Genomic DNA, 18208 nt, shown 5'->3' on the forward strand with positions numbered 1-18208 from the left:
AAGCGCTGTAGCCATTTCTTGCTGCATATTTTGCTGTTCTCAGCCGCCCACGGGCGATGCAATGGCCTGGTCGATCGCACCGAAGATGCTGGCGCCGTCCTTGCCCTTGACCTCGATGCGGATGGTGTCGCCGAACTTCATGAACTCCGTGGTGGGCTTGCCGTCCTGAATCGTCTCGATGCAGCGTTTTTCGGCGATGCAGCTGTAGCCCTTGGGCCATTCGGTGCGGCCGTTTTGCTCCACGCCCTTGTTGCTGACGGTGCCGCTACCCACGATGGAGCCCGCGCGCACATTGCGCGTCTTGGCGATGTGCGCGATGAGCTGGCCGAAGTGGAAGGTCATCTCAGGGCCGGCGTCGCACATGCCGACCTTGCGGCCATTCCAGGTGGACTGCACGGTCAGGTGCACGCGGCCGTGGTCCCAGGCGTCGCCCAGCTCGTCCAGCGTGACGGCCACGGGGCCGAACGCGGTGGCGGGCTTCGCTTGGAAGAAGCCAAAACCCTTGGCCAGCTCTGCGGGAATCAGGTTGCGCAGGCTCACGTCGTTGGCAATCATCACCAGGCGGATGCCGTCCAGCGCCTGGTCGGCGTTGGTGCCCATCTTCACGTCGCCCGTGATGACGGCGATCTCGGCCTCGAAATCGATGCCCATGGCCTCGCTGGGCACGACCACATCGTCGCAGGGTCCAATGAAATCATCGCTGCCGCCCTGGTACATCAGCGGATCGGTGTAGAAGCTCTCGGGAACCTCGGAGTTGCGGGCTCTTCGCACCAGTTCGACGTGGTTGATGTAGGCCGAGCCATCCGCCCACTGGTAGGCGCGCGGCAGTGGCGCCATGCACTGGGCGGGGTCGAAGGGGAAGGCGTGGCGCGCGCGGCCGCTGTTCAGCTGGTCGTACAGGTCCTGCAGCTGGGGCGACAGGAAGCCCCAGTCGTCCAGCACCTGCTGCAGCTTGCTGGCAATGCCGGTCGCATAATGGGCCGTGCCCAGGTCGCGGGAGACGACGACCAGCTGGCCGTCGCGCGAGCCGTCTTTGTAGGTGGCAAGTTTCATGGGGAACAGAGCCTTCGTCTCAACAGAAATGGCGGAAATGGCGCAAACCCCACAAGACTACGCTGGGTTCAATGGATTCAACCGAACAAAACTCGCAAATTTTTGGTGTGGATGGACAAAGAACGTGCAGGCACCCAGTCCGTGGAGGTCGGCTTCCTGCTGCAGGAAGATCGGATCCAGGCTTCCCGGCTGCTGTACCACCTGGGCGCGGTCTGTGCCTGACGCCTGCCGGAGCCCCGCAATGCCACGCCGGCCACTCTTTGTATTGACCGCCCTGGTGCTGGCGCTGCACTGGCTGGTGCTGCAAGGCATGCCCATGGCCTGGGACAGCAGCCCGTCCACGCCCCCCGCCGCACAGGCCTTCAGCACGCGCAGCATTGCCCCTACGCCACCGGCAGCGGTACCCCCCGCACCGCCTGCACCTCCCGCGCCTGCCCGCGCTGCGGCGGTGCGCAAGAAACCCGCGGTACCCCCGGCGAGGCAGCACGCAGCGAAGGCAGCCACCGAGCCACCACCCATGCCTTCGGCGCCGCCCGACAACCCGGGCGAAGCCCTACCGCCCGACGCGGCGGTGGACACCGCAGGCACGCCGACAGCCGAAATACCCGAGAAGCCCGATGCCGTAGCCACCGCCCCTGCGCCCGACGCCAGTGCGCCGGCCACTCCATCGCCCACGCTCCCCGACAACCCCCTGGGCGCTGGCGTGGACATCAGCCCTCCGGGCGGCGCCACAGGCCTGGCGGCCGACGCCGCCAGTTTCGCCGTGCGCCTGCCCGCGCCGGTGCGCCTGGCCTTTGATGTCAGCGGGCAGGCCAAAAAATTCAACTACAGCGCCAGCGCCGAGCTGTTGTGGCAGCACGACGGCAACCGCTACGAAGCCCGCCAGGAGATCAGCGCCTTTCTGCTCGGCACCCGCTCCCAGGGCAGCGTGGGCCTGATCACCGCGCAGGGGCTGCAGCCCGAGCGCTTTGCCGACCGTTCGCGCAGCGAACAGGCCGCCCATTTTGACCCTGCCCAGGGCCGCATCACCTTCAGCGCCAACACCCCACCGGCGGCCGTGGGGCCTGGCGCGCAAGACCGCCTGAGCGTGTTCATCCAGCTTGGCGCCATGCTGGCGGCCGAGCCGGGGCGGTTCGTGCCGGGCACCCAGGTCACCCTGACCACCGCCAGTGCCCGCAGCGCCGACCGCTGGACCTTCTCGATCGAGGGGCAGGAAACGCTGGACCTGCCCGCCGGCCCCCTGCTGGCCTGGAAGCTGCAGCGCCTGCCGCGCCGCGATTACGACCAGAAGGCCGAACTGTGGCTGGCCCCCGACCTGGGCTACATGCCCGTGCGCATCCGCCTGACCCAGGCCAACGGCGACTTTGCCGATCTGCGCCTGCGCAGCAGCGGCCCGCCCTGATCGCCCAGGTGTTGCTTGCCGGTGCCCCGGTGGCAATTCATCCCCACAAACCTGGCGCAGGCCGTTTTTCGTGAAATACTGCAAAGCATCAGGTACCGGGAGCCTTGGGACTTGAACTCTGACCGCCCGCTGTCATCTGATTCCTATATCGACTGGGGGAACGCCATGCACATGCTCTACGACTCTGACTCCTTTGTGGTGGTCCACATGCTGCCCGATGCCGTGGAGCAAAAAGAGGGGCCACTGAACGACACGGCACCGCCAAAACCCCAACTGGCCCGCCACGGCTTTGAAATTGTGGACAAGCGATCGGGCAAGGAGGTGTATCTGGACGGATCCTGGGCCGAAATGTTCCAGCAGCAGATCCTGGCCTGGCAACGCGACACCCCCACCCAGGAAGAGGTGGAAGACGCCCTGGACCGTTACGCCGGTCTGGCGCAGAACCCGGTCGTCGTGCATTAGCAGGGGTCCCCCCTGAGGTGCTTCGCCCCTGGACTTGGGGTGCGTCAGGTTTTACGCCCGGTCATCGTCGCCGACCCTCTGGCGGGTAGATCCGCCGGTACAGGGGCTCCACCAGCATCAGCACCGCGATCAGGCGGCATACCTGAAACGCCGTCACCACCGGCACGCCGAGCTGCAGCACCTTGGCCGTGATGGCCATTTCGGTGATGCCGCCGGGTGAGGTGCCCAGCAGCAGAGTCACCCAGGGCAGCCCGGTAGCCCAGGCCAGCGCCCCGGCGAACAGTGCACACACCCCCATCAGCACCAGCGTGCCCAGCACCACCGACGCCAGCCAGCGCGGCGCGGTGCGCAGAAAATCGGCCCGAAAGCGCACGCCCAGGCTCACGCCGATCACCAGCTGCGCTGCGTTGACCAGCCCCTGGGGCACGGCCGACAGCGTCAGGCCCGCCATGGCCAAACCCATCGACACCACCAGCGCGCCCATGAACCAGGGGTTGGCGCGGCCCAACCGGTCCATGGCCAGCGCGCCGGCCCCGGTGAACAGCGCCAGCAGTACCAGCCCAGGCCAGCTCACCAGGCGCACGGCGGGCGGCAGGGTGTCGAGGCCCTGCAGGCCGCTCCACTGCAGCGCAAAGGGAATGGTCACGGTGACGATCAGCAGGCGCAGGCTGTGGCTGGCGGCCACGAGGTCGGTGCGGGCGTTTTCGCGCTCGGCCAGCAGCGTCATCTCGGAAGCCGCACCAATGGCCCCCGAAAAATAGCTGGTGGCCCGCAGCATCGACGCCGGCACGCCATGCATGCGCGGCGCGTGCAGCCGGTACAGCCAGGCGCCAAACAGCCAGCCCAGCAGCAGCGCCCATGCGATGCCCAGCGCAATGGCCCACCACAGGCTGGCCACCAGCGCCACCACCTGCGGCGTGAAATAAAGCCCCAGCGCGGCGCCAATCGACCACTGCCCGGCGTTGCGCAGCGGGGCCCAGCTTTCAGTGGGCGCACCGCCCATGGACAGCAGTGAGGTGACCACAAGCGGGCCAATCATCCAGGGCAGCGGGGTGTGCAGCGCCACGCAGGCGGCGGCTGCGGCCCAGGCCAGGGCCAGGGTGGTTGCCACACGGGCGATAAAAAACAGGTGACTACGCATACAAGCCTGCCAGTATCCTGCGGCCGCAGCCCTGCCAGCTTCTGGCAGGCCCATGCCTTGGGACATGGCGGGCATCGCCGTTTGCGAGGATGCTTATAGCCAAATCAGGCGCAAGCGCTTATCCATAAAGCGCTAGCAGCTATTATTTTAGAAGCATCAATGCCCGGGTGTTGGCACCCTGCGCCGGGCCGCCATCTCGTTGCCCATGGCCTCCAGAGCCGGTGCGGCCAGCAGGGCCTGCGCCGCGGGGTAGGCCAGGGTTTCTTCATCCGCAATGTGGCGGTCGTAGCGGCCGATGAAACGGTCGAACGCAGCGCCATCGGCCTCGCTAAACCCGGCCTGCCGGCCATCGACCAGGGCCTGCAGCGCAAGGCGTGCGGCAGCCCAGTCGGCGACCATGCAGCGGTGGTCGTGCTGCAGGCGCTGCACCAGCGCCGCCACGTCGGGGCTGCCTTGGGCCAATAGCAGCGGAAACACGTGCAGATCCTCGTCTTCATGGTGCAGCGGCGCCGCGATGTCGAAGTAGCGCAGCACGTCGCGCGCGGCCTGCTGGGCGGATGTATCCGCGCCATGCTCCTGCACGTGAGCGCGCAGCCGCTGCAGCAGCGCCAGCGTGCGCTGCACGCGCTCGTGGCAGGCCTCCAGCATGGCAAAGGGCTGCTCGAACCCCACGGCAGGCGCATTGAAACCGGGCAAGGCCGACGAGGACTTCGCCATGGCCACGGCTACCCGAAGCGCACCGGCTGTCCCTGCCGGTCAAACGGAATGTAGGCGCCATGCGCGCCACCCTTGATGGCATCGACCATGCGCTGCAGGGGCGCCTCGGCATCGGCGCTGCTGGGCGCCTGGTTCAAGGTGCCCGACAGCGCCGCCGCGAACACCATCGCCCAGTCATGGCCAGGGGCCGTGAACTGGTGCGCCTCTTCCACCAGGGCGGCAAACGAGGGCAGCTCTTGCGGCGTCTTGTCCACACACATCAATGGCACCAGGGCGCCGCCCTGCCCGGCTTCAAAGCGCGCGCGCTGGGCGGGGGTGGCATCGTCGGGCAATTCGACCGCCGCAAACACAAACAACAGGCGCTGGGGTTCGGGCTGCAGGCGCGCGGCCTGCAGCAGATCGTCGAAGCTGGAAATGTCCATGAAAAATCTCGCAATGAAAGAAGTTGAGCAGCGTCAGAAGCCGGGCACCACGCCCCGGTCCGGGTCCAGTGTGCTGACGTAGGCGCTCGCCAGGGGCCGCGCGCGCGCAGTTTTGCGTGACAGCACGGTGCCGATGCTGATGAAGCACAGGGCCTGCTCGGAAGCCGCCAGCTGAAACAGCGCACGCAGGCTAGCCGCCTTGAGGGCCTTGCCGCTGGTCAGCGCCGAGCCATAGCCCTGCGCGGTAGCCGTCAGCAGCATGTTCTGCACGGCGCAGCCGGCGGACACCAGCCGCTCGGCCGCATCGATTTCGGGGTCGCCACGCTCGCCATCCACCACCACCAGCATCAATACCGGGGCCCGGTAGGCCTTTTCACGCGCCTGCGCACACTGCTCGGACGTGGCGCAGGGGTCGCGTTCCATCAGCGCCTGCGCAAACACCTCGGCCAGTGCGGCGCGCGCCGCCTCAGGGACCAGCACAAAGCGCCACGGCAGCAGTTGGCCATGGTCGGGCGCATGGGCCGCCGCATTCAGGATGGCGGCCAGCTCGGCAGACCCGGGGCCTGGCGCGCCCAGGCGCTTGGGCAGGATGGTCTGGCGGGACTGGATCAGTGCTGCCGCCATGGCCACCAGCGCGGCATCGTCCGATGCGGCGGGGAACGCAGGGTGAGAGGAAATGGCGGCCATGTGCAGATCCCTTGGTTCAGCCCGGGCGCCCGTCGGCGCGCAGACAGCCATACCAGCGGCCCAAGCGCAGCCCCCAGACGCCCATGGTGGCGGCCCACAGGCCGGCGGCCAAGGGCAGCAGCCAGGGCCAGGGCAGGCCGGCAATGCCCGGCACCGCCGCCGCGATGCGCAGCAGCACCGCCGCCTGCAAACACCAGAAGAGCGACCAGGCGATGCGGTCGGCCACCAAGGCGCGGCCACTGTGCCCGCAGGACACGCGCGTGACCATGGCCAGCATCAGCGACGCCAGGCAGCCCATGGTGAGCGCATGCAGCGCCCCCAGGCCCAGCACCCCGATACCCAGCGTGCCCACCAGCCACTGCGACAGCCCACCCAACAAAAACGCAATGCCCAGCCACAGAAAACCGATGTGCAGCATGGCCAGCAGCTTGTTCTTCAGGCTTTGCACCAGCCCCCATACCCAGGCCAGCCAGACCAGCACGCCGCCCACGGCCAGCTGCAGCGTGCCATGCACCAGCAGCCATATCGTGCCCGCCGCACCGGACGGCACGCCCGCCAGTTCCAGCCACGCCGCCAGCACCTGCAGCACCGCCGCCGCCAGCATCAGCCACAGCACCCAGAACGGGCGCCAAGCCTCCACCATGGGCATGGCACTGGAGGTGAAAAACGGAATCATGCGGTGCGCCACCGTGACGTAGACCACCACCACAAAACCCCAGAGCCCCGTGAAAATCCAGGCCCGCGCTGCGGCGTGGGCCTCAAGGACCAGGCTCAGCCACAGCCCTGCCAGGCTGGCGCAGCCCACCACGCAGGCCGTGCCGATGACACGGGCATGGAGCTGGTCCGGCGCCTGGCTGCGTCTGATGCGCCCCCAGAACTGCACGGTCATCCAGGCCAGGCCGGCGCAGGCCAGCGCCAGCCCAGCCCAGGCCAGACCGGCATGCAGGTGCGCGCCCGCCAGCCACAGCAGCCAGCCCGCCGCCTGCGACAGCAGCGGCACGCGCAGGTCCTGCGCCAACGGGGGCTCCACCCCCAGCCATTTAGGACCGGCGGTGAAGAGGAAGCCCGAAAAGAACAGCGGAATGAAGCCGAACGCCATCACGGCCGAATGCACCAGCGTGGGCGATACCGCATAGTGCAGGCCCAGCCAGGCCGTGGACCGGTCGAGCTGCACCAGCGCCCACCACAGGCCCGACGCCACCAGCACCACCATCGCCAGAAAAAACCCCAGGCGATGGGGCGCCAGCATCAGGTAACGGACGCGCCAGCGCTTGTCCATCTGCGCCAGCGCCTCGGGCGAGGGCTTGCGCGACACCGCCCGCACCGGAATGACGGGCCGGGAGATCACCCACAGGTTCCGAGGTGGCCGCACTGCGTGCAATAGTCGCAGCCGTCCTTGCGGATCACGGCATGCGCGCCGCACTCCGTGCATTTCTTGCCGGCCATGGCGGGTGGCATGCCGCTGACCTGCGGTGCAGGCTCTTCCAGCGGCAGCTGCTGCTGCACCGGATCGGTCACGCGCCGTGCCAGGATGTTCTGGATGGCATAGGCCATGGCCGCCACCTCGGAGTCATGCCACATGGGCACGCGGGTGCCGTCGTCCTTCTGGTGCGTGCCCAGGCGCACGGGGCCACGGTCCCAGGCCACCTTGCGCATGTCGGACAGGGCCCGCTCCAGAAAACCGCCACGGGCCGCCAGGGACAGCAGGCGCATGCTGGCAGTGATCCACTGCTGCGATTCGCCGCTCTGGCCCACCGGCATGAAGAACTCGATGGCACGGTCCACCGTGCTGTTGCCCACGCCCGTGGGCACGGGCAGGAACGAGACAATGAGGTAGAGCGTCTTGTGGCCTTCCTGCGTCCAGTACTCCACCTTCTCGGCCACGGCCGAGAGGCCGCCCTTGGGCCGGCTCTCGATCACCGAGCGCATGGGATCGAAGGACGGTGCCACCGGGGTGGGCGCTGCCGCCGGCTCCGGTGCCGCATGGGTTTCGAGCACCGAGCCCAGGATGGCGTTGGGCCGGTAGGTGGCCAGCCCCTTGAGACGGGCGCGCCAGGCCTGCAGGTACAGGTCCTTGAAGTCATCGTAGGGGTAGTCGGCCGGGATGTTCACGGTCTTGGAGATGGCCGTGTCCACAAAGGGTTGCACGGCTTCCATCATGGCGATATGCCCCTCGGCCGGCATGGCCAGCGCCGAGATGAAATAGTCGGGCAAGGCATCCACGTCACCGCCCAGATCGCGGTACAGCCGCCAGGCGTGGTCTTCCACCGAGTACTCGCTGGTGCTGCCGTCGGCCTCGCGCTTCTTGCGCTTGTACATCCAGGAGAACGGTGGCTCGATGCCGTTGGAGGCGTTGTCGGCAAAAGCCAGGCTCACGGTGCCCGTGGGGGCAATGGAGAGCAGGTGGCTGTTGCGGATGCCATGCGTGCGAATGGCGTCCTTGATCGGCTCGGGCAGGCGGCTGGCGAAGGTGCCGGCGGCGAGATAGGGCTCGGCCTCGAACTTGGGGAAGGCGCCCTTTTCGCGGGCCAGTTCCACCGACGCCAGGTACGCCGCATCGCGCATCGATTGCGCAATGCGCGCCGCCATGGCGCGGCCTTCCTGCATGTCGTAGCGCAGGCACAGCATGGCCAGCGTATTGCCCATGCCGGTAAAGCCCACGCCGATGCGGCGCTTGGCCATGGCCTCGTCGCGCTGCTGCGGCAGGGGCCAGAAGGTCACGTCCAGCACGTTGTCGAGCGCGCGCACCTGCAGGGCCACCACTTTTTCAAAGGCCTCGAAGTCAAACGACGGCAGGCCGTCAAAGCCGAAGGGATGGCGCACGAACCGGGTCAGGATGACGGGGCCGAGGTCGCAGCAACCATAGGAAGGCAGCGGCTGCTCGCCACAGGGGTTGGTGGCAGCGATGTCTTCGCAGTAATTGAGGTTGTTGTCCTCGTTGATGTGGTCGAGGAACAGGATGCCCGGCTCGGCAAAATCGTAGGCCGACTTCATGATGGTGTCCCACAGCGCACGGGCCTGCACGGTGGCATAGACCCACATGCCATCGGCGCGCTGGTGGGCGCCCTGGGCCATGGCGGCGGTGCCAGGGCGCGCGCGGTGCACCAGCTCCCAGGGCTGGCCTTGCTGCACTGCCTCGATGAAGGCATCCGACACCCCCACCGACACGTTGAAATTGTTCCAGCGCCCGGGCGTGCGCTTGGCGGTGATGAATTCCTGCACATCGGGGTGATCGATGCGCAGCACCCCCATCTGCGCGCCGCGCCGCGCGCCCGCGCTTTCCACGGTGGAACACGACTGGTCGAACACGTTCATGTAACTGCAGGGGCCCGACGCTACCGATGCCGTGGCCTTGACCTGGGCACCCTTGGGCCGGATGCGCGAGAAGTCATAGCCCACGCCGCCGCCGCGACGCATGGTCTCGGCGGCTTCGCGCAGGGCTTCATAGATGCCCGGAAACCCCTCATCGTCCACGCCCTGGATGCAATCGCCCACGGGTTGCACGAAACAGTTGATCAGCGTGGCCTGGATGTCGGTGCCGGCCGCGCTCATGATGCGGCCCGCGCCGATGGCGCCCGCATGCAGGTTGTCCCAAAAGAGGGCTTCGTACTTTTCGCGCAACTCGGGCGCTTCTACCGAGGCCAGGGCACGGGCCACACGGCGGTAGAGGTCTTCCGCGCTGGTTTCACCGGGCTTGAGGTATTTCTCGCGCAGCACATCCAGGCTGATGGGCTGCAAGGAAAAGGTGGTATTCATGGGGGGATTGGATTCGCGCTTCATGGTTTGGAATGATTGGTATTCGCTGCCTGCAGGCCTTGCGTTCCATCAAGAAGGGAATCAAAGCGCGTCCAAAAGAACCTGCCCGTCATGCTCCACATAGGGGTGGTACGGCCCCGTACCACTGTTGTCCGCCAGCGACGCGGGCACGAAGCCCCCGGTCTTGACATCGAACACATGCACTTCCCCCTCCTCGATCACATAGTGCCAGCCGTGCAGGCTGATCTGGCCTGCCTGCACTCGGCTACGGACCATAGGATATTCCATCAGCCGCTCCAACTGCAGCACCACCGCCCTTTGTTCCGTGCGGCGCAACACCTCGGGGCCTGGCTGCACGGGCAGCAAGGCCTCGCGCCCCAGGTCCAGCCAGCGGTTCAGGTTGGGAGCCTCGGGTGAAACCTCACCATACATGGCCTTGATAGCCCCACAGTGACTGTGGCCACACACCACGATGCGGTGCACGTGCAGGTTGAGCACGGCGAACTCGATCGCCGCCGTGGTGCCATGGTGGCCGTGCGATCCGTCATAAGGTGGAATGAACGCCCCCACGTTGCGCACCAGAAACAGCTCCCCCGGGCCCGCCCCGGTCAGCAGGTAGGGCACCAGGCGCGAGTCTGAGCAGCCGATGAACAGGGTCGTGGGGTGCTGCCCCTCGTCCACCAGCGTCTGGAACTGCTCGCGGTACTGGGGGAAGGCGTCGTCATGAAAACGGCGCAGGCGATCAAGCAGCTCGTCGGGCATGGAGATCGGGTGAAACGCGCTGCGGTTACTGCACCAGCGGCGAATCGGCCGCATCCAGCGCCACGCCTTCCACCACAGCAGCGCCTGCCAGCAGCTGCAGGTATTGGCGCAGTGCATTCACCCAGGCCTGCTGGCGCAGGGTGAGCGCGATGGCCTGGCGGACTTCCTCGAACGAGGGCTGCTGTCCCGGGTCGCGGGCCACCACCTCCACCACATGCAGTCCAAAGCGGCTGTGCACCAGGCGGGCCAGCACGCCGATTTCGGCACTGCCAAACACCTCGCGGGCGAACTCGGGGGCGCAGTCGGCACGGGTCAGCCAGCCCAGATCGCCCCCTTGCTGGCCGCTGGGGCAGTTGGACCATTGGGCGGCAGCCTCGGCAAACTTGGCACCGCCGTCGTCTGCGCAGCGCAAGTCGATCAGCATGGCCTCGGCCCGCAGGCGCAGCTGTTTCACGTCCACACCCGGCGTCACGGCAAACAGCACATGGCGCAGTTGGACGCGCTCGCCCTGGGCGTGCGCAGCGGGGTGGGCCTCGTGGTAGCGGCGGCAGGCTTCTTCCGACGGGTCGGGGATGTTGAGCTCACGTTCCAGCAATTGCTCGATGGCGTTGGAGGCCTGGACGCTGATGGCGCCTTCGACACCCGGCACATCGCTCGCGGGCAGCAGCCCGGCCTGCTGCGCAGCCTGGCGCAGCAGCTCGGTGCAGGCGCGCTGGCGCAGGGATTCTTCGTCCAGCAGCTCGTGCGGCGCATTGAGGGCCACGCCATTAACGCGTGCCACCTCGGCCACCACCGCGTCCACCTCGGGCGCCTGCGCGGCCTGCAGGGGCGCGTCGGTCATCGTCGCAGCCAGGGCTTCGTAAGCCGCTGCCTGCGTGGGACTCAGCGTGCTGGCTGTTGCCGCTGCGCTGTTGTCGGTGGAGCTGCAGCCGCAGCCCCCGGTTCCACATCCGCTCATGGTGTGCTCCTTGGGTCGGTGGATTTCAGGCGCGGCGGTCTTGCGACTGCATGTGGCCGGCGGGCAGATTCAAGCGGCGCGCACGCACCACCTGGTAGGGACGCAGCACATAGGCCAGCGTGCCGAAGCCGCTCCACACATGCACCAGTCGGGTGAACGGGAAGATCAGGAAGATGCTCATGCCCAGCGCCATGTGCGCCTTGAAGATCCAGCCGGCATCTGCCAGCAGCTCCACCCCGCCCGAGCGGAAGGTGACGATGCGCTGCGCCCATTCCGCCAGCAACATCATCATGGAACCATCCAGGTGCTTGGCCGACAGCGGAATCGTGGCCAGGCCCAGGGCCAGTTGCAGCCACAGCAGCAGCAGCAGGACGATGTCGCTCGTCTTCGACGTGGCGCGGATGCGCGGGTCCGACAAGCGGCGGTGCAGCAGGATGGAGACCCCCACAAAGCCCAAGAGCCCGGCGATACCGCCCGACACCATGGCCATCAGCTGCTTGTTGCCCGCGCTGATGAATGCCTCGTACAGGAAGTGCGGGGTGAGCATGCCCACTGTATGCCCGAAGAACAGGAACAGCACACCGATGTGGAACAGGTTGCTGCCCCAGCGCAGGCTGCCGGTGCGCAGCAGCTGCGAGGAGTCGCTCTTCCAGGTGTACTGGTCGCGATCGAACCGCGCCCAGCTGCCAATGAAGAAAACGGCCAGGCAGATGTAGGGATAGATGCCAAACAACAGGGTATCGAGCCAGGGGGTAGTCATGCTGAGACTCCTTCGGGGGCCCGCTCGGCGCGGGGAGTACGAACAAAATGCAGGGGTTGCGGCTGGTCAGGCTTGGACTGGCCCTGGGTGCTGCAACCTCCAAACGCTTCGGGCTCGGCCCAGACCTCGTCCATGGGCGGCTCGGGCGTGAGCGCGACCGACTGCACGCGCTGGCCCGAGACTTCGAGCACCGCGGCGATCACGCTGGCGTAGGGGCTGTTGCGCGCCACGAGCGCACTGAACAGTGCGTTGAGGATGTGGGCCATTTCGCCCAGAAACTCCTTGGCCACTGCGGGTGGCTGGGTGGAGGCGAACTCCAGCACCACGGGCAGGTGGTCGGGCAACTCGTCGGCCTCGAATTGCAGGCCGGCCTGTTCGTAGGTCTGCATCAGGTCGATGAGCGCCGGCCCCCGGTCGCGCGAGTCGCCGTGCACATGCTCGAACAGGTGCAGCGAGGTCTGGCGGCCCCGGTCGAAGTTGTCCACGTAGCGGGCCTCGGCTTCCAGCGGGTCCAGCGCGGCGAGGTGCTGGCACACGGCCTTCAGCTCGTCCATGCGCTCGGGTGTGAGGGCCTGTTCGGATTGCAGTGCGTCGATGAGCTGCGGCATCACGCTGCGCAGCTGCGCATCGGGGTAGCTCAGCAGGTAGCCCAGGGCGCGCAGGGTCAGGCGCACGGAGGTCGGGTTCTTCTTGAACATGGTGATTCCTTCCGTCGCACTCAAACAGTCGCTTTGATCGGGATCGTGCGGGGCTTCTTGCCGCCGAACATGCTGACTTCCGTCGCGCCGTCCGAGCAGCCGTTGCCGAACGAGAAGCCGCAGCCGCCCCGGATGTCGAACGCGTTCTCGGCGTATTCGCGGTGAGCCGACGGGATCACGAAGCGGTCCTCGTAGTTGGCAATCGCCATCACCTGGTACATCTCCTCGACTTCGGCCATCGACAGGCCTGCCTGCTTGAGCACGGCCAGGTTCTGGCGCTGCTCCACATGCTTGTCGCGCTGGTAGGTGCGCATGGCCAGCATGCGCTCGAGCGCCCGCACCACGGGGCCGGTGTCGCCGGCGGTGAGCAGGTTCGCCAGGTACTGCACGGGAATGCGCAGTTGCGAGACATCCGGAATCTCGCCGTTCGCCCCCACATGGCCTGCGTTGGCGGCGGCCGTGATGGGAGAGAGCGGTGGCACATACCAGACCATGGGCAGCGTGCGGTACTCGGGGTGCAGCGGCAGGGCCACCTTCCATTGCACGGCCATCTTGTAGACGGGGCTGTTGCGGGCGGATTCCATCCAGCTGTCGGGAATGCCGTCGATGCGCGCCTGCTTGATGACATCGGGATCGTTGGGGTCCAGGAAGATGTCGAGCTGGGCCTGGTACAGGTCGCGATCGCGCTCCACGCTGGCGGCTTCCTGGATGCGGTCTGCGTCGTACAGCAGCACGCCCAGATACCGGATGCGGCCCACGCAGGTCTCGGAGCACACGGTGGGCTGGCCCGCTTCGATGCGGGGATAGCAGAAGATGCACTTCTCTGCCTTGCCCGACTGCCAGTTGTAGTAGATCTTCTTGTAGGGGCAGCCGCTGACGCACATGCGCCAGCCGCGGCACTTGTCCTGGTCGATCAGCACGATGCCGTCTTCCTCGCGCTTGTAGATCGAGCCCGAGGGGCACGATGCCACGCACGCCGGGTTCAGGCAGTGCTCGCACAGGCGCGGCAGGTACATCATGAAGGTGTTTTCGAACTGGCCGTAGATGTCTTTTTGCACATCGTCGAAGTTCTTGTCCTGGCTGCGGCGGCTGAACTCGCCGCCCAGGATTTCTTCCCAGTTCGGCCCCCACTCGATCTTCTCCATGCGCTGGCCGGTGATCAGGCTGCGCGGGCGGGCCGTGGGTGCGGCCTTGCTTTCGGGCGCGGCCTGCAGGTGGTCGTAGTCGAACGTGAAGGGCTCGTAGTAGTCGTCGATCTGCGGCAGGTTGGGGTTGGCGAAGATGCGCATGAGCAGCTTCCACTTGCCGCCCTGGCGGGGCGCAATGGAGCCGTCGGGGCTGCGCACCCAGCCACCGTTCCAGCGGTCCTGGTTTTCCCATTCCTTGGGGTAACCGATGCCGGGCTTGGTCTCGACGTTGTTGAACCAGGCGTATTCCACGCCGGGGCGGCTGGTCCAGACGTTCTTGCAGGTGACGGAACAGGTGTGGCAGCCGATGCACTTGTCCAGGTTCAGCACCATGCCGATTTGTGCGCGAATTTTCATCGTGTTTCTCCTTGTCTTCGGCTTCAGGCGTGCGCGCCGGTGTCGGACATTTCGTCGTCCAGCCAGTCCACGCGGTCCATCTTGCGCACCAGCACGAACTCGTCGCGGTTGGTGCCGATGGTTCCGTAGTAGTTGAAGCCGTAGCTGTACTGGGCGTAGCCGCCGATCATGTGGGTGGGCTTGAGCACGATGCGCGTGACCGAGTTGTGGATACCGCCGCGGGTGCCGGTGATCTCGGAGCCGGGGGTGTTGATGATCTTCTCTTGCGAGTGATACATCATCACCATGCCGGGGTTCACGCGCTGGCTCACCACCGCGCGGGCCGCGATGGCACCGTTGGCGTTGAAGAGTTCGACCCAGTCGTTGTCCACGATGCCGGCGCTCCTGGCGTCGTCTTCGCTCAGCCACACCACCGAGCCGCCCCGGTTCAGCGTGAGCATCATCAGGTTGTCGCTGTACGTGCTGTGGATGCCCCACTTCTGGTGCGGCGTGATGAAGTTCAGCTGGATTTCCTTGTTGCCGTTGGGCTTCTTGCCCTCGACTTCATGCAGCGTCTTCAGGTGCACTGGCGGACGGTAGCTCACGAAGCCTTCGCCGAAATCGCGCATCCAGGGATGGTCCTGGTAGAACTGCTGGCGGCCCGTGAGGGTGCGCCATGGGATGTACTCGTGCACGTTGGTGTAGCCGGCGTTGTAGCTGACCTTCTCGCTCTCCAGGCCCGACCAGGTGGGCGAAGAGATGATCTTGCGCGGCTGTGCCTGGATGTCGCGGAAACGGATCTTCTCGTCCTCGCGGTGCAGCGCCAGGTGCACGTGGTCGCGTCCCGTCTGCTTGCCCAGGGCTTCCCAGGCCTTGCAGGCCACATGGCCGTTGGTCTCGGGGGCCAGCATCATCACCACTTCGGTGGCGTCGATGTCGCTCACGATGCGCGGCATGCCCTGCGTCACGCCCTCCTCCTTCACGCGGCCGTTCAGGTCGCCGAGCTGGCCGACTTCGGTCTGCGTGTTCCAGCCAATGCCCTTGCCGCCGTTGCCGGCCTTGTCCATCAACGGGCCCAGGGCGGTGAAGCGCTTGTAGAGGTTGGGGTAGTCGCGCTCGACCACCGTGACCTGCGGCGCAGTCTTGCCGGGGATGAGTTCGCACTCGCCCTTCTTCCAGTCACGCACGCCATAGGGCTGGGCCATTTCGCCGGCCGTGTCGTGCATGATGGGAGTGAGTACCACGTCCTTCTCGACGCCCAGGTGGCCCACGCTGACCTCGCTCACGGCCTTGGCGAAGCCCTTGTAGATCTCCCAATCGCTCTTGGCCTGCCAGGCCGGGTCCACCGCGGTGGACAGCGGGTGGATGAAGGGGTGCATGTCGCTGGTGTTGAGGTCGTTCTTCTCATACCAGGTGGCCGTGGGCAGCACGATGTCGGAGTACAGGCAGGTCGTGCTCATGCGGAAGTCGAGCGTGACCAGCAGGTCGAGCTTGCCTTCGGGCGCGTTGGCGTGCCACTGCACTTCCTCGGGCTTGGCTTCGTCCTTGCCCAGGTCCTTGCCCTGCACCCCGTGGGTGGTGCCCAGCAGGTGCTTGAGGAAGTATTCATGCCCCTTGCCCGAAGAGCCCAGGATGTTGGAGCGCCACACGAACATGTTGCGCGGCCAGTTGTCGGGATGGTCCGGGTCCTCGCAGCTCATCTGCAGGCTGCCGTCCTTCAGGGACTTGACCACGTAGTCCTTGGCGTCCAGCCCCAAGGCTGCGGCGTCCTTGGCCACCTGCAGCGGGCTGGTCTTGAGCTGGGGCGCCGAAGGCAGCCAGCCCATGCGCTCGGCGCGCACGTTGTAGTCGATCTGAGCGCCATGGTAGGCGCTGGCGTCGGCCAGGGGCGAGAGGATTTCCTCCATGCCCAGCTTCTCGTAGCGCCACTGGTCGGTATGGGCATAGAAGAAGCTCGTGCTGTTCATCTGGCGCGGTGGGCGGATCCAGTCGAGGGCAAAGGCCAGCGCCGTCCAGCCGGTCTGGGGCCGCAGCTTTTCCTGGCCCACGTAGTGCGCCCAGCCGCCGCCGCTCTGGCCGATGCAGCCGCACAGCATCAGCATGTTGATGATGCCGCGGTAGTTCATGTCGCAGTGGTACCAGTGGTTCATGGCCGCGCCGATGATGACCATGGATTTGCCATGGGTCTTGTCGGCGTTGTCGGCGAACTGGCGCGCCACGGTGATGATCTGGTCGCGCGGAACGCCGGTGATCTTTTCCTGCCAGGCAGGGGTGTAGGGGCGGTCAGCGTCGTAGCTGCCACCGGGCTCTTCACCGGGCAGGCCACGGTCGATACCGTAGTTGGCGGCCAGCAGGTCGAACACCGTGGCGACCATCACCTTGCCTTGGGCCTCGTGGCCGGCCAGCTCCAGGTGCGTCACGGGCACGGGGCGCACCATCACGTCGCTGCCTTGTTCGTTGGCCGTGAAATTGGGCGTCTGCACGCCGCCAAAGTACGGGAAGGCCACGGTGGCCACGTCGTGGGCCTGCGCACCACCCTCGATCACCGAGAGCTTGAGCTTGACGGTGTTGCCGGTGCGCGCTTCCTTGTTCTCCAGGTTCCACAGGCCCTGGTCCGCACGGCCATCGGCGCCCCAGCGGAAGCCGATGGAGCCATTGGGCAGCGTGACCTGGCCCAGCTCGTCGTAGCCGACGGTCTTCCAGTCGGGGTTGTTCGACTGGTCGAGCTGGCCGGGGAAGTCGCTGGCGCGCACATAGCGGTCCGGCACCATCACCGTGCGGCCATCGGGCAGCGTCTTTTCCTTCAACACGACCAGCAGCGGCAGGTCAGTGTAGCGGCGCGCATAGTCGTCAAAGTAGGTGCTGCGGCCCTTGCCGCCATCCTTGAAGTAGAACTCCTTGAGGATCACATGGCCCATGGCCATGGCCACGGCGGCATCGGTGCCCTGCTTGGGGTGCATCCACAGATCGCCCAGCTTGGCCACCTCGGAGTAGTCAGGGGTGATGGCCACGACCTTGGTGCCCTTGTAGCGCACCTCGGTCAGGAAGTGCGCATCGGGCGTGCGCGTCTGGGGCACGTTGGAACCCCAGGCAATGATGTACGAGCTGTTGTACCAGTCGGCTGACTCGGGCACGTCGGTCTGCTCGCCCCACACCTGCGGGCTGGAGGGTGGCAGGTCGCAGTACCAGTCGTAGAAGCTCATGCACACGCCGCCGATCAGGCTCAGGTAGCGCGAGCCAGCGGCGTACGAAATCATCGACATCGCGGGGATGGGCGAGAAGCCGATGATGCGGTCAGGGCCGTGCTTCTTGATGGTGTAGACGTTGGCCGCGGCAATCATCTGGTTGACTTCGTCCCAGGTGCTGCGCACGAAGCCGCCGAGGCCACGCTGCTTTTGCCATTCGCTGCGCGCGGCATTGTTCTCGACGATGCTGGCCCAGGCGTCCACCGGGCTCTTGGCCAGCGCGATGGCGGCACGCCAGTGCTTGAGCAGGCGGCCGCGCACCATGGGGTACTTCACGCGATTGGCGCTGTACAGGTACCAGCTGTAGCTGGCGCCGCGTGCGCAGCCACGGGGCTCGTGGTTGGGCAGGTCGGGACGGGTGCGGGGGTAGTCGGTCTGCTGGGTTTCCCAGGTCACGATGCCGCCCTTGACGTAGATCTTCCACGAGCAGGAGCCCGTGCAGTTCACGCCGTGGGTGGAACGCACGATCTTGTCGTGCGCCCAGCGGTCGCGGTAGGCGTCTTCCCAGGTGCGGTCTTCACCGTTAGTCTGGCCATGGCCTTGGGCAAAGGTTTCGCGGGGTTGCGAGAAGTACGTGAGTCGATCCAGAAAATGGCTCATCGGGGGCTCCTTGTTCTATTGG

The 18208-nt window shown here is 66.4% G+C and carries 15 protein-coding genes; 2 read left to right on the forward strand and 13 right to left on the reverse strand.

Annotated elements, in window-relative coordinates:
* Positions 1–39: 39 nt before the first annotated feature.
* Entirely contained in the window at positions 40–1053 is a 1014-nt protein-coding gene (locus AC1RDS_RS12405; RefSeq protein ID WP_287878365.1) for a fumarylacetoacetate hydrolase family protein, read from the reverse strand.
* A gap of 241 nt (positions 1054–1294) precedes the next feature.
* Between AC1RDS_RS12405 and AC1RDS_RS12410 the strand changes: the two genes are divergently transcribed.
* Together AC1RDS_RS12410 and AC1RDS_RS12415 are read left to right on the forward strand one after the other, a co-directional pair.
* Complete coding sequence (locus AC1RDS_RS12410; protein WP_287878363.1) at positions 1295–2455, forward strand: DUF3108 domain-containing protein; 1161 nt, start codon at positions 1295–1297, stop codon at positions 2453–2455.
* A gap of 165 nt (positions 2456–2620) precedes the next feature.
* Entirely contained in the window at positions 2621–2917 is a 297-nt protein-coding gene (locus AC1RDS_RS12415) for a BTH_I0359 family protein (protein WP_026436262.1), read from the forward strand.
* A gap of 61 nt (positions 2918–2978) precedes the next feature.
* On the opposite strand, the gene AC1RDS_RS12420 is transcribed toward AC1RDS_RS12415, so the two are convergent.
* The 12 genes from AC1RDS_RS12420 to AC1RDS_RS12475 all read right to left on the reverse strand — a co-directional run bounded on the left by AC1RDS_RS12420 (position 2979) and on the right by AC1RDS_RS12475 (position 18186).
* Positions 2979–4058 (reverse strand): AbrB family transcriptional regulator, encoded by a 1080-nt coding sequence (locus AC1RDS_RS12420; protein ID WP_287878362.1) that lies wholly within the window; start codon positions 4056–4058, stop codon positions 2979–2981.
* Positions 4059–4214: 156 nt separating this feature from the next.
* Entirely contained in the window at positions 4215–4775 is a 561-nt protein-coding gene (locus AC1RDS_RS12425; protein WP_287878360.1) for a hemerythrin domain-containing protein, read from the reverse strand.
* Positions 4776–4783: 8 nt separating this feature from the next.
* Positions 4784–5197 carry a ribonucleotide reductase subunit alpha gene (locus AC1RDS_RS12430; protein ID WP_287878358.1) on the reverse strand — a complete coding sequence of 138 codons (414 nt, stop codon included), beginning with the start codon at positions 5195–5197 and terminating at the stop codon, positions 4784–4786.
* A gap of 33 nt (positions 5198–5230) precedes the next feature.
* Positions 5231–5884 carry a nitroreductase family protein gene (locus AC1RDS_RS12435; protein WP_431604006.1) on the reverse strand — a complete coding sequence of 218 codons (654 nt, stop codon included), beginning with the start codon at positions 5882–5884 and terminating at the stop codon, positions 5231–5233.
* Between the two features lie 16 nt (positions 5885–5900).
* Positions 5901–7232, reverse strand: coding sequence for an NnrS family protein (locus tag AC1RDS_RS12440; protein ID WP_287878357.1), 1332 nt, complete (start codon positions 7230–7232; stop codon positions 5901–5903).
* Positions 7229–9664 (reverse strand): adenosylcobalamin-dependent ribonucleoside-diphosphate reductase, encoded by a 2436-nt coding sequence (locus AC1RDS_RS12445; protein ID WP_348684175.1) that lies wholly within the window; start codon positions 9662–9664, stop codon positions 7229–7231. The genes AC1RDS_RS12440 and AC1RDS_RS12445 overlap by 4 nt, the downstream gene beginning before the upstream one ends.
* A 57-nt stretch (positions 9665–9721) precedes the next feature.
* The gene (locus AC1RDS_RS12450; RefSeq protein WP_092697458.1) at positions 9722–10402 is read right to left on the reverse strand and encodes a carbonic anhydrase; all 681 of its coding nucleotides are present in this window, start codon (positions 10400–10402) and stop codon (positions 9722–9724) included.
* Between the two features lie 25 nt (positions 10403–10427).
* Positions 10428–11360, reverse strand: coding sequence for a peptidylprolyl isomerase (locus AC1RDS_RS12455; RefSeq protein ID WP_244273628.1), 933 nt, complete (start codon positions 11358–11360; stop codon positions 10428–10430).
* Positions 11361–11385: 25 nt separating this feature from the next.
* Positions 11386–12120, reverse strand: coding sequence for a respiratory nitrate reductase subunit gamma (gene narI, locus AC1RDS_RS12460; protein WP_092697456.1), 735 nt, complete (start codon positions 12118–12120; stop codon positions 11386–11388).
* Positions 12117–12818 (reverse strand): nitrate reductase molybdenum cofactor assembly chaperone, encoded by a 702-nt coding sequence (narJ, locus tag AC1RDS_RS12465; RefSeq protein ID WP_092697455.1) that lies wholly within the window; start codon positions 12816–12818, stop codon positions 12117–12119. The genes narI and narJ overlap by 4 nt, the downstream gene beginning before the upstream one ends.
* Before the next feature lie 20 nt (positions 12819–12838).
* Positions 12839–14362: a nitrate reductase subunit beta gene (gene narH, locus AC1RDS_RS12470; protein WP_287878348.1), complete on the reverse strand. Its 1524-nt coding sequence runs from the start codon at positions 14360–14362 to the stop codon at positions 12839–12841.
* Positions 14363–14385: 23 nt separating this feature from the next.
* Positions 14386–18186, reverse strand: coding sequence for a nitrate reductase subunit alpha (locus AC1RDS_RS12475; protein WP_492227062.1), 3801 nt, complete (start codon positions 18184–18186; stop codon positions 14386–14388).
* Between the last annotated feature and the right edge of the window lie 22 nt (positions 18187–18208).

It is taken from the genome of Acidovorax sp. GW823-FHT02H02, from assembly GCF_058797075.1.